At 38.5% G+C, this 12,796-nt stretch carries 10 protein-coding genes; 7 read left to right on the top strand and 3 right to left on the bottom strand.

What is annotated here, in order from left to right; all coding sequences use genetic code 11:
- Nucleotides 1-32 precede the first annotated feature (32 nt).
- Nucleotides 33-278 carry a SlyX family protein gene (locus tag F936_RS03480; RefSeq protein WP_003654743.1) on the bottom strand — a complete coding sequence of 82 codons (246 nt, stop codon included), beginning with the start codon at nt 276-278 and terminating at the stop codon, nt 33-35.
- 32 nt (nt 279-310) lie between these two features.
- Here F936_RS03480 and F936_RS03485 point away from each other — a divergent pair, with 32 nt between their 5' ends.
- From F936_RS03485 to F936_RS03500, 4 genes are all read left to right on the top strand, one after another.
- The gene (locus tag F936_RS03485) at nt 311-2,221 is read left to right on the top strand and encodes an ATP-binding cassette domain-containing protein (RefSeq protein ID WP_005044939.1); all 1,911 of its coding nucleotides are present in this window, start codon (nt 311-313) and stop codon (nt 2,219-2,221) included.
- A 232-nt stretch (nt 2,222-2,453) separates the two neighbouring features.
- A complete protein-coding gene (locus F936_RS03490; RefSeq protein WP_003654740.1) occupies nt 2,454-3,086 on the top strand; it encodes a LysE family translocator in 633 nt (210 codons plus the stop codon).
- A gap of 115 nt (nt 3,087-3,201) precedes the next feature.
- Nucleotides 3,202-4,137, top strand: a complete 936-nt coding sequence (gene lpxL, locus F936_RS03495) for an LpxL/LpxP family Kdo(2)-lipid IV(A) lauroyl/palmitoleoyl acyltransferase (protein WP_005044941.1) — start codon at nt 3,202-3,204, stop codon at nt 4,135-4,137.
- Nucleotides 4,138-4,371: 234 nt separating this feature from the next.
- Complete coding sequence (locus F936_RS03500) at nt 4,372-5,472, top strand: glycosyltransferase family 4 protein (RefSeq protein WP_005044942.1); 1,101 nt, start codon at nt 4,372-4,374, stop codon at nt 5,470-5,472.
- A 54-nt stretch (nt 5,473-5,526) separates the two neighbouring features.
- On the opposite strand, the gene gltP is transcribed toward F936_RS03500, so the two are convergent.
- Together gltP and F936_RS03510 are read right to left on the bottom strand one after the other, a co-directional pair.
- On the bottom strand, nt 5,527-6,813 hold the full coding sequence (gene gltP / locus F936_RS03505; protein ID WP_003654734.1) for a glutamate/aspartate:proton symporter GltP: 1,287 nt from the start codon (nt 6,811-6,813) through the stop codon (nt 5,527-5,529).
- A 699-nt stretch (nt 6,814-7,512) separates the two neighbouring features.
- Nucleotides 7,513-8,622 carry an endonuclease/exonuclease/phosphatase family protein gene (locus F936_RS03510; RefSeq protein ID WP_005044944.1) on the bottom strand — a complete coding sequence of 370 codons (1,110 nt, stop codon included), beginning with the start codon at nt 8,620-8,622 and terminating at the stop codon, nt 7,513-7,515.
- A gap of 187 nt (nt 8,623-8,809) precedes the next feature.
- Between F936_RS03510 and asd the strand changes: the two genes are divergently transcribed.
- The 3 genes from asd (at nt 8,810) to F936_RS03525 (ending at nt 12,757) form a co-directional block, all read left to right on the top strand.
- Nucleotides 8,810-9,928 carry an aspartate-semialdehyde dehydrogenase gene (asd, locus tag F936_RS03515; RefSeq protein WP_004641000.1) on the top strand — a complete coding sequence of 373 codons (1,119 nt, stop codon included), beginning with the start codon at nt 8,810-8,812 and terminating at the stop codon, nt 9,926-9,928.
- Between the two features lie 148 nt (nt 9,929-10,076).
- Nucleotides 10,077-11,429 (top strand): type IV pilus assembly protein FimV, encoded by a 1,353-nt coding sequence (locus F936_RS03520; RefSeq protein WP_005044946.1) that lies wholly within the window; start codon nt 10,077-10,079, stop codon nt 11,427-11,429.
- A 59-nt stretch (nt 11,430-11,488) separates the two neighbouring features.
- Nucleotides 11,489-12,757, top strand: coding sequence for a hypothetical protein (locus F936_RS03525; protein ID WP_005044949.1), 1,269 nt, complete (start codon nt 11,489-11,491; stop codon nt 12,755-12,757).
- Nucleotides 12,758-12,796: the final 39 nt, after the last annotated feature.

The raw sequence follows: 12,796 nt of genomic DNA on the forward strand, positions 1-12,796 counted from the left end.
ATAAAATGGCAAGTATTGAACTTGCCATTTTATTAATAGTGAGGAGGTTTATTGGTTAATGGGTCAAAAGCGGCAATACCTTCTGATAAATCCGATGATTCCATACGTTGATAAAGAAATTGCATTTGTTTTTTTAAATCAGCTATTTCTTGGGTCTGAATAGCGAGTTGTTGATTTAATTCTTCAACTAAATCATCCAAAAATGTAATTCGCACTTGCAAATCTTCAATGGGTGCGGACAATGACGCTTGATCATCATGATATGGTGGTTTAGTCATTTAAATCCTCATTTGAGATTCTGGAAAACATTATGGCCTATATTACCCTAAGGGATGTCCAACTTGCTTTTGGCGGACCTGCCTTGCTCGATGGCGCGAACTTTAATCTAGAGCGTGGCGAACGAGTCTGTTTAATTGGTCGTAATGGTGAAGGTAAGTCTACTTTACTTAAACTGATCGAGGGAAGCCTATTACCAGATTCTGGTGAAGTTTCCATTCAAAATGGTCTAACTGTTTCAATGTTAGCCCAAGACGTTCCAATGGACTCTGGCAAAGTAGCCGACATTGTGGCAGATGGTGCCGGAGAAGCGGCAGAAGTACTCAGAGCTTATCATGAAGCGACTGACGCTTGTATGCTAGGAGATATGGAAGCCTGTGATCGTATGGGTAACCTTCAGCATAAGCTAGACCAACTAGACGGTTGGGCACTCGAAAATAAAGTAAATGCTCTTCTAAGCAAAATGGGACTTGATCCAAATGCCGACTTAGCAGACTTATCTGGTGGACGTAAACGCCGTGTTTTACTAGCACGTGCTCTTTTGACACAACCGGATGTATTACTTCTAGACGAACCAACGAACCATTTAGATGTTGAAAGTATTGAATGGCTAGAAAAATTCTTACTTGATCAAAATAATTTAACGCTTCTGTTTATTTCACATGACCGTTCTTTTGTAGATAGCATTGCAACTCGAATTGTAGAACTCGATCGAGGCGTTTTACGCACTTATGAAGGTAACTATTCACGTTATTTAGAGCTTAAAGCTCAGCAAATGGAAGCAGAAGAAAAGCAGAATGCTTTATTTGATAAAAAATTAGCTGAAGAAGAAGCTTGGATTCGTCAAGGTATTAAGGCTCGTCGTACCCGTAATGAAGGCCGCGTGCGCGCTTTAAAAGCTTTACGTGATGAATCAAAAGCACGTCGCTCACAACAAGGCAAAGTGAGTATGGCGACTCAAGATGCAAATCGCTCGGGTAAATTAGTATTTGATATCGAACATTTAAGCGTCGCTTACGATGACAATTTACTGATCAAAGATTTTTCTGCCCTTGTTATGCGTGGTGATCGTATTGGCTTAGTAGGTGATAACGGCGTTGGTAAAACTACGTTGATTAAAGCCATTTTAGGTGAACTCGAACATGGCGGTTCAGTTAAAACAGGTACACAGTTAGAAGTTGCCTATTTTGACCAGTTACGTAATGCCTTAGACCTTGAAAAAACAGTCATGGCAAACGTTTCAGAAGGCTCTGACTTCGTTGATGTAAATGGCAACCGTCGTCATATCTACAGCTATTTACAAGACTTCTTATTTTCACCTGAACGTGCCCGTACTCCAGTAAAAGCACTTTCTGGTGGTGAACGAAATCGTATCTTACTGGCTAAATTGTTACTCAAACCATCCAATCTAATTGTAATGGATGAACCAACCAATGACTTGGATATGGTGACTCTTGAGCTACTTGAAGAAATGTTATCTGATTATAAAGGTACGTTGCTTCTCATTAGCCATGACCGTGCATTTATGGATAACGTAGTAACATCTACATGGGTATTTGATGGTAAAGGCAATATTGCTGAGTACATCGGTGGCTACCAAGACTATTTGCAACAACGTCCAGATGACAAAGTAGTAGATCAGAAATCTGACGTTAAAAAAGCTCAGGCAAAAGCTGAAGCAGACAAAGCTGCCGCCCAAAGTACCGTTAAAAAGGTCAAACTGAGTTATAAAGATCAGCGTGAACTTGAACAATTACCCGCTGAAATTGAAAACCTAGAAAAGGAGCAAGCAGAACTTTCTGAGAAACTTGTAGATGGTTCATGGTTTATTAAAGATGCTGATGCAGCAACAAAAGCAAGCCAACGTCTTACAGAAATTGACGAGTTATTACTTGAAAAATTGGAACGTTGGGACGTGCTTGAACAAATGAGTAAAGGAAACTAATCAGCTTTACTTTGCTAAAAAGAACATAAAAGAGCCTCCTTAAATTAAGGGGGCTCTTTTTTTATATTAAGAATATAAGCTTTTTTAAAATCAAAGCTTCTATATCACATTCCTATAATGGATTATATCTTCGCTATTTTTAGTATTTTAAAATAGCCTTGTGCTTGAATATAAGACTTATAAAAATAATTATGTTATATGTATATGCATAATAATATTGGAGTGATTTCGCATGCTGGAGCTTTCTCAAATTTTGGCATTTGGACTAATTTGTTTGGCGATGGTACTCACTCCTGGCCCCAATATGATTTACCTGATTTCCCGCTCAATTTGCCAAGGAAAAACAGCAGGATTTATCTCTTTAGGCGGGGTAGCTGCAGGTTTTATCTTTTATATGCTTTGCGCATCTTTTGGTATTACGGCGTTAATTGTTGCTGTTCCCTATGCCTATGACACTATTCGTATTGCGGGTGCAATTTATTTACTCTGGCTTGCATGGAAAGCATTACGCCCAAATGCCTCCCCTATTTTTAATGTAAAAGATTTATCAGTAGATTCTCCAGCTAAACTTTTTTTAATGGGTTTTGCCACAAACTTGCTTAATCCTAAAATTGCCATTATGTATTTATCTTTACTGCCACAGTTTATTCACCCACAACAAGGCAGTATTTTATGGCAATCAATCCAACTTGGTACGATTCAAATTTTTGTAAGCGTTTCGGTAAATGCTCTTATTGTACTTTCTGCGGGTAGCATTGCACTTTTTCTACAAGAAAAGCCTCTTTGGGCCAATATACAGCGCTGGCTCATGGGAACTGTATTAGCCGGACTCGCTGTTAAAATTCTTTTAGAAAATCGCCGATAATCCAGCCTCTTATTTCAAACTCTCTTAACACTCAATTGAACAGTGTATTACGACGATAAATGCAGTTCGTGATACACTTTTGCCAGTTTTAACTTTTTGAAATCTTTTTATCGTTATGAGCCAAAAGCAGCCTTATACGCCCGGTGAGTTTCAATGGTCCTTTTTACTGCCTAAATATTGGGGTGTTTGGATTGCTATTGTTTTTTTAATGCTTTTGGCTATTTTACCATGGGCCATACAATGGCGTCTGGCGCATAGCGTAGCTCATCTGGCTTGGAAATATCTAAAATCACGCCGTAAAACAACTATTCGTAATTTAGAAGTCTGCTTTCCTGAATGGTCTGCCGATAAAGTTCAACAGCAAGCTCAACAAGTTTTTGTCGATATGATGCTTGGGGTGTTTGAAACCTTAAATGCATGGTACAACCCGCGCTGGTTTAAAAACCGAGTCACCATTGAAGGGTTAGAACACATTACCAATGCCCAAGCTCAAGGCAAAGGTGTTTTATTACTAGGCACTCACAGTACTCTACTCGACGCTGGTGGTTATATTTGTGCTCAATATTTCGAGCCTGATGTTGTCTATCGTCCTCAAAATAATCCATTACTCGATATGCTCATTTATCGTTGCCGTGCCACTATCTATAAAGCACAAATCGATCATGACGATATGCGTGGTTTAATTCGTCATCTTAAAGATGGCGATGCAATTTGGTATAGCCCAGATCAAGACTTTGGTTTAAAACAAGGCGTTATGGCACCTTTCTTTGGTGTACCAGCTGCCACAGTCACTGCACACCGCCGCTTATTAAAAATCTCGAAAGCAGTCGCCGTGCCTTTATATTTCTACCGTCATGGGGATATTAAGAACCCCAAATATCATGTTCTGATTGAACCTACGGTCGACAATATGCCAAGTGAAGATGAAGTTGATGATGCAACACGCGTCAATAAAATTATTGAAAATCAGCTTCGAATCGCACCGACTCAATATATGTGGTTCCACCGCAGATTTAAAACACGTCCTGAAGGGTATGAAGAAATTTATTAAATAATCTTCCGTAATTACCGCATCATAGTTATAAACATCTAAATAATATCCAGTATGTACTATCGTGCGAAGGCGACAAGGATGTCGCCCGTTGGACTACGACATCATGGATGTGTCGTTAGTCCAACAAATGGTTTTGTTACTTTTGCCAAAACAAAAGTAAGGAGTAAACTCCAAATATTGAATGAATAAACTGCAAGACCTCGCTTTGCTACAACCTAAAGGCAAAAAATAATGAAAGTGATGCAACTTCTCCCAGAACTCAACAGCGGTGGCGTAGAACGCGGCACACTGGAAATTGCACGTGCGCTTGTTGCACAAGGACATCAGTCTTTAGTTGTATCCAACGGCGGGCGCTTAGTTTCACAGCTCGAAGCTGAAGGTTCTACCCACTTAACGCTACCGATTCATAAAAAGTCACTTTCAAGCTTGTGGCAGATTCGGCCTTTACGTCAACTAATTGAACAACATCAACCCGACATTGTTCATGTACGCTCTCGTGTACCAGCATGGTTAACTCATTTTGCTTTAAGAAAAATACCTACACATAAACGTCCTCACCTCATTAGCACGGTGCATGGATTTTATTCAGTCAATCGTTATAGCGCAATTATGACTCAAGCCGAGAAAGTCATTGCTGTTTCTGACAGCGTGGTTAAATACATTACTGAGCATTATAAAAATTGCCCACCACAAGATATTGTGCGGATTTATCGAGGGATTGACCCAGCTGCTTTTCCGCATAACTATCACCCTCCAGCACAATGGTTTAATCAAGTTTTTAATGACTTTCCTGAACTCGAAAATAAATTTTTACTTTGCTTACCTGGCCGTATTACACGTTTAAAAGGCCATGAAAGCTTAATTGAACTGATGCAACAGCTTCAGTCGCAATATCCACAACTACATGCGGTTGTTGTCGGCGGTGCTGATAGAAAAAAACAGGCCTATTTAAGTGAGCTGCAAAGCACCATTCAAAGTAAAGGACTCGCAGATAAAATCACCTTCGTAGGGCATCGCTCAGATATTCGCGAATGGCTCGCTTTTAGCGATATTGTGCTCTCTCTATCCAATCAGGCAGAAACATTTGGCAGAACAGCCTTAGAAGCGCTCTCAGTAGGTACGCCAGTCATTGGCTGGAACCGTGGAGGTGTTGCCGAGATTTTATCTAATGTCTACCCGCAAGGTCTTGTTGAAGTAGGAAATGAAAAGGTTTTAGTGGAAACTGTGGAACAGCATATTGAACAGCCTCAAGTCGTTGCCCCTGTTACCATGTTTAGCTTGAAAGACATGTGTGATCAGACACTGGCACTATATGAATCTATACTGAAATAACCTCATAAAAAAACCCGCGATCAACGCGGGTTTTTACTACAATAACAAGGCAGATTATTTATAAGTTGCCTCATAAGCTGCTGCTTTCTCGCTGTCGTATTGTTTTTCCCATTTACTAATCACAAGTACTGCAAGTGCATTACCTACAACGTTCAATGCGGTACGCGCCATATCCATGATACGGTCAACACCAGCAATAAATGCTAAGCCTTCAAGTGGAATACCAACTGTATGTAACGTAGCTAATAACACCACGAATGATACACCAGGAACACCAGCAATACCTTTAGAAGTAATCATTAAGGTTACAACTAAAAGAACTTGTTGACCAATTGACATGTCAATACCATAAAGCTGCGCAATAAAGATAGCTGCAATACTTTGGTAAAGTGTTGAACCGTCAAGGTTAAATGAATAACCCGTTGGAATTACAAAACTAGAAATTGCTTTTGGTGCACCGTAGTCTTCCATTTTTTGCATAATACGCGGTAGAACAGTTTCCGAGCTCGCTGTTGAGTAAGCTAAGATCAGTTCATCTTTCAATATTTTCATTAGAATAAGGATATTGATACCGAACATTTTTGCAGTGATTCCTAAAACCACAAAAGCAAAGAATAAGATAGCTACGTAAACTAATACCACTAATTTAGCTAATGGAATTAATGATGCGAAACCGAAGTTCGCAACAGTTACAGCGATCAAACCAAACACACCAAATGGTGCATATTTCATAATGATGTGTGTCACACGGAACATTGTTTCTGACACAGCATGAAATACGCTTAACAATGGATCTTTGGTCTTCTCTGGCAATGAAGATAAACCAATACCAAATAACACGGCGAAGAAAATCACTGGCAACATTTCGCCATGTGCCATCGAGTTAATAATATTGGTTGGAATCATTGACAAAACTGTCTGTACCAAACCATGCGATTGAGAACCAACTTCTTGAGCTGTACTCTTATATTGAGAAATATCGGTTTGAACCAGTTGAGACATATCAATGCCTGAACCAGGATGGAAGATATTTGCCGCAACCAAACCAACTAAAATGGCAATCGTGGTAATAATTTCAAAATAGAGAATGGTTTTAAAACCAAGACGCCCTAAACTTTTCGTACTGCCAACACCTGCAATACCTAAAATTAAGGTAGAGAAAACGATTGGAATAACAATCATTTTAATCAGGCTAATAAAGATCTTACCCATTGGCGTAAGAACATTATTCACAATACTATCTTTGATTTCAGGCTGGTTATGTAAAACAGCCCCTACAACTATCCCTAGGACTAAAGCAATTAAAATTTGCCAAGCAAGGCTAAATTTAAAATTCTTCATAAGACAATCCTTATGCACCGCAAAGTATCAAATATGAGAGGGAGAAGACCACTAACTAAGAGTGAAACCTCAATATGTACAGTAATTTCCAAACAGAAATTTAAATGCACAAACAAATCACAACTCGCCGATCCGGCGAAATAAACAACAATGCCTGTTGACGATCCAACATGTCAACGATCGGCACATTCTATTGAGATTTGCCAATTAAACAACCCCAATTTATATCTAAATAGATCAAAGCCTATATTTAGTCATCAATAATCTATAAAAACAAAAACTTATCAAAAAAAAATTTTTATCTATTTTTCATTTAAAATTGCTCAGATATATAAAGAACTTATGAACTCTTACCTACAGTTAAATAGATTTTTAAATTAAGATTAACTTAACAATATTTCTTATATTCGCAATGAACTAAATAGGGTATATATAAAGTATTAACCCGAGTTCTGCGTCCTGCAAAACTCGGGTAAATGAGGTTGTGCTTTCAGGTTAATCGTTATTTTTATCGTTTCCGTTCCAACATCTGATCCGTGATGCTTATTCCATATCAGCTTAGTGTATCCTTACGTGGGATCGTCCATTCCCGTTTCCGTGTGCCGATGAATGTAGAATAAGGTTTTTATACCCCTCTGCCTATTGGCCCTAGACTCAAATCTTTGTACGATATTGCTTACATCGATTTTTATATGCTTTTTATTTATAAGGCTGTGCAATTTCATCAGTCACAATTTTTTCTTCTTTTTCAGCCTTGGCAATTCCTTCTTGTATAGCGCTTTGGGCCTCGTCTTCATCGTTTTGAGTTTGTTCCAATTCTTCTTGAATTTGTTCAAACACCCGACCAGTCTGCAAAACGACATATACTGGAAAATGATCCGATCCAATATGTGGCAACCGTTTCATTTTAACCAGACCAAAATCAGTACTATGAAAAATATGGTCTAAAGACCAACGCAGCAATGGATAATCTGCATGGAAGGTATTAATGAAATGTCGACCAACCCGTGGGTCAAGTAATCCGCTAATACGTTGAAATAAACGTGTAGTACGCGACCACGCTACATCATTTAAATCCCCCATCACAATACAGCTTTCATCTAAGTCCTTAATCTGATCTCCAACAATTAAAAGCTCTGCATCACGTAAAGTCGAATCTTTCGCCTCGGTTGGACTCGGTGGCTTAGGATGCAAACAATATAACTGAACTGGCATACCAGATCGTAAAGTCACAGTGGTGTGAATAGAGGGAATTTCATCACTTAGAATAAATTTAACTTCTGTATTTGATAGAGGTAAGCGACTATATAGATGCATTCCATATAAGTTATCTAAAGGCACAGGAACACGATGAGGATAATCTTCTTCAATTTCTTTTAAAGCATTTTCCCATGTCTTGTCACTTTCTAAGGTAAGCAATAAATCAGGTTTTAATGTCCGAATCTGTTCAAGAAGTAAATGATATTTATCATTAGGGGTTAGAACGTTAGATACAATCAATGAAATCTGCTTTTGAGGGTCTAATTGAGACCGTCTCACCTGCTTAACCTGTTTTTTCCAAAATAGGGTATAAGGCAAAACCATTTTAAGCTGATAGGCGATGGCCGCAATGAGCACAGCAAGCAATATTTCACGCCATAGATTCCATTCGGTAGGCCAAAACAACATCCCGACAAAGGCCAACAAACCAATAAATAGAATCTGCAAACGAGGAAAGTCGGCGCCACGAAACCACCACTCATCACGAGGAATAAGTGACCAGAAACTTAACCAAATCACCAGACCAGCTAGAACTTCGATATAAATCATTGAATTTTCTCTTTTAAGATGATTTGGTTTTTAAATTTTTTGTCATCTTTATCAATTTTGTATGTAACATAAACAAGATATTCTACTCAATAAACATGGTGTTTTGTTTCTGTAACGCTTGCAGTTGTGGACACTTTTGATACACTCAACTCCCCCTAATAATTTTAACGCACCGAGGCAAAATGACATGAAAGTAGGTCTGGTCGGTTGGCGCGGGATGGTCGGTTCCGTCCTTATGCAACGTATGGTTGAAGAGAATGATTTTGCTCATATTGAGCCATTTTATTTCTCTACCAGTAATGCAGGTGGTGAAGCTCCTTCATTTGGTGGTAAGACTGCCCCAGCACTTATGGAAGCTACAGACATTAATAGTCTGAAGCAAATGGATGTCATTATTACCTGTCAAGGTGGTGACTATACGTCTGAAGTTTTCCCACAGTTAAAAGCAACTGGTTGGAATGGCTACTGGATTGATGCAGCCTCTACTTTACGTATGTCAGATGATGCAATCATCGTTCTTGACCCAGTAAACCTTAACGTTATCAAAGATGGTTTGGCTAACGGCACCAAAACTTTCGTAGGCGGTAACTGTACTGTATCGCTTATGTTAATGGGTTTGGGTTCACTTTTCCAAAACAATTTGGTGGAGTGGATGACTGCTATGACTTATCAAGCAGCATCAGGCGCTGGCGCACAAAACATGCGTGAGCTAATTACTGGTATGGGCTACTTATATAACAATACCAAAACGTTGCTAGATGATCCTAAATCTGCAATTTTGGATATTGACCGTCAAGTTGCCGAGTTACAACGTGGCGAAGGTTTCCCATCTGCTAACTTTGGCGTGCCATTAGCTGGTTCGTTGATTCCTTATATTGATAAGCAACTTGAAAGCGGTCAGTCAAAAGAAGAATGGAAAGGTCAAGTTGAAACCAACAAGATCTTGGGTAATTCACAAATTATTCCAATCGATGGTCACTGTGTCCGTATTGGCGCGATGCGTTGTCACTCTCAAGCACTGACGATCAAGTTGAAAAAAGATGTCCCGCTTGATGAAATCGAAGATATGATTCGTACTTCAAACCAATGGGCAAAAGTTGTACCAAACACTCGTGAAGCGTCTATGACTGACCTTACACCTGTTGCTGTAACAGGTACCTTAACTGTACCTGTTGGCCGTTTGCGTAAACTTAACATGGGTAAAGAATATTTAGGGGCATTCACAGTAGGTGATCAGTTACTTTGGGGTGCTGCTGAACCTTTACGTCGTATGTTACGTATCTTAGTAGAATACAAAAGCTCATAATTTGGTCTGAATTATTCAGTCAAAATAAAAAGCCGATCACATTAGATCGGCTTTTTCGTAACTGGTTTGTGAAAAATTTACAATTTATTTACATTTCATTATTGTATAATTTTGAACGACTTTACGACTTATTAGGTCATGGATTGAGATGACTGTTTATAACAAATTAAAAATTGCCATTTTCACCATTATGTCTTCGCCATCTATTTATGCGATTACATTAGACCCTATACAAATTCAGTCCGCACCCGGCGATTTGTTATATGCAGAAATGAACTTCCAGCAAGCTGATCCCAATTCCACTTTGCAAGTCAGTTTAGCAACGCCAGAAGATTTAAGTGCTTTGGGTGTGACTCATCAACCTCCGGGAAATCTTAATTTTTATACACGCCAAAATGGTCAAGGCTCTGGGGTTATTGTCATTACCTCATCCCGTCCTGTTATTGATCCCGAGCTCAATATTGTTGTAAAAATCAGTGAGGGCTCTGCAACGCGTTTACAGCATATCAAAACTGTAATTAAGCCTTCTGCTATAAAAAAGACTGAAAATAACGAAAGTACTTTATCGCCTCAGCTTATTGTGAATGAAAAAGATATTGCTCTAAATCTGCCAGAAAGCACCCAATATGCTTCATCAACTTCAGTCCCAACTACAACAAACTCGAATAGTGAACAAAACCTGAATATCAACGCTAGTACTATCCCTGCTATAAATACAAATTCATCTGCCCCACTTAGTGAAAACTCTTCGGCTCAACAATTTGTAATAAGCACCATTCCAGATCAGGCAGCAACAAAAAATCAAATTACATCTGCTATTAATAAGTCAAATGCAAATAATTCGCCAAAAACACCAGTTAAAAAGTTAGCAGTACAAAAGAAATCTGTTCCATCCAAAAATCTCAGTCAAAATGCTGCAAAAAAACAAACTCTAAGTCCGTCTAGAGGACCAGTAACTTCAGGTAAATATGTAGTACAACACAATGAGTCTCTATGGAGCATTGCTAATCGTATTGCAGCGAAAACCAAACAGCCAGTTGCGAAAGTCATGCACGATATCCAAAAACAAAACCAGCATGCTTTTATCCAAGGTGATGTAAACCGTTTACGTCAGGGAATCGCTCTAAAACTCGCGCATACTCCTGTCTCTAAAACTCAGCAAAATAAATCAAAAACAGAAATAACGCATACTGCAAAATCACCTTCTGGCAAAGCTAAATACCGTTTACAACAAGCAGAAATGAGTATCGTGGCTGAAAACAGCCAAAATTCTACACATGGAAGTGCTAAAAAGAGCACACAACAAAGTCAAAACAATACTGAGTTAGCAGTAAAAGTTATGACAAAAAGAGAAAAAAACGTTACATTACAAAGGAATGTAACCAAATTAAATCAAACTTTACGGTTAAAAGACCAACGTATTCAACTTTTGAATGCGCGTTTGGCAGAGTTACAACAGCAGTTACAAGCACAGCAAAATACTCACAAGCAAAAACATTAAGTTAAAACCAGAGTTAGCTCGCTTTATATTGCAAATATTTATTTTTTAAGGGGAAAGTAATGTTATATGTGATTCCGTTCATCATATTGCTCGTGGTCGCTGTTATTTTAAAAAAACGCGAGAATAGCCAGAAACAAGAGGCCACCTCCCCTAAAACGATAAATAAAAAAACCAATAAAAAGGCAAACTCTAAATCGAGTAAAAACTCGCGTGAAAAAAGTAAAGTAAATGTGGTAGAAGAAACTCTTCCACCTATTCCACAAAGCAGCCCTGTTCCAGAAGCTGTACGTCAAAAAATCAAACAGCTCATTCAAGAAAAGCAATATTCAGCCGCTGAAGCTCAAGTAAATCAGGCGCTAAAAAAAGATAATACTCAACATGAGCTTTATTTATTATTGCTTGAAGTTCATATTGCACAGAAAGATGAACTTGCCATAACACAACTGATTAGTCATATTCGAAGTCTGGCATTACATGAAATAGTGACTCAAGCAGAAGCTAAACAAATAGAATATGAAGCATTACGAAAAACAGAACACGAGTTATCGAAACAACCCGATGCCATCGATTTCCCTCAAGCTCAAACATACGAAGAGCCAAAAAACACACCAGACACAACAGCTCAGTTTGACCAGTTAACAACAAGTTCTTCTGAAGCTTCTTTTGATGACTTGCAGAAAGACTATACTCCTGAACCTGCTGTTGAAGTTGAGCCTCTGGAATTTAATTTCTCATTTGAGCAAAAAACAACAGAAGTCGATTCTGCCAAACCTGAAGATAAAATTAGCACTGAAACAGTCAGTGAAACAAATGACTTAAATACTTTAGAGTTTTCATTTGATTTAGAGCCTATCCCAAATAAAGCAGAAAAGTCTCTTGAGCCTAGCTCTGAATTGACTGTTGAAACACTCAAAGTTGATACAACCTCTACACCAGACATTGATTTTGATTTTAGTAATTTTTCGATAGAAAAAGACTCTGATTCACAAAGCAATAACTCTCAAGAAATCGTCTTAGAAGAAAATATTCAAACTCAGCCATTATCAGTTGAAACCCTTGAGTTTTCTTTAAATCCTATAGAGTCTGAAGATAATCAACCGAATTTAAATGAATCAGAACTTAGCCTTGAAAACAACGACCCACTTGTCCAAGCTTTTCCAGAATTAAAACAGTTAGATGAAAATGAACTTGACTTAAAACTTGCAGAGCAATACATCAAGTTAGGTGCTTACTCAGCAGCGCACGCTTTGTTGGCAAGTAATGAGCAAAAATTAAACACAGAGCAACAACAACGCGCGAAAAATCTACTAAATCGCATAGCTTCTTAAGGCTGATCGTTTTACCATAAGCAGTCAAAGATGACTGCT

The organism is Acinetobacter calcoaceticus DSM 30006 = CIP 81.8, assembly GCF_000368965.1.
GTDB lineage: Bacteria > Pseudomonadota > Gammaproteobacteria > Pseudomonadales > Moraxellaceae > Acinetobacter > Acinetobacter calcoaceticus.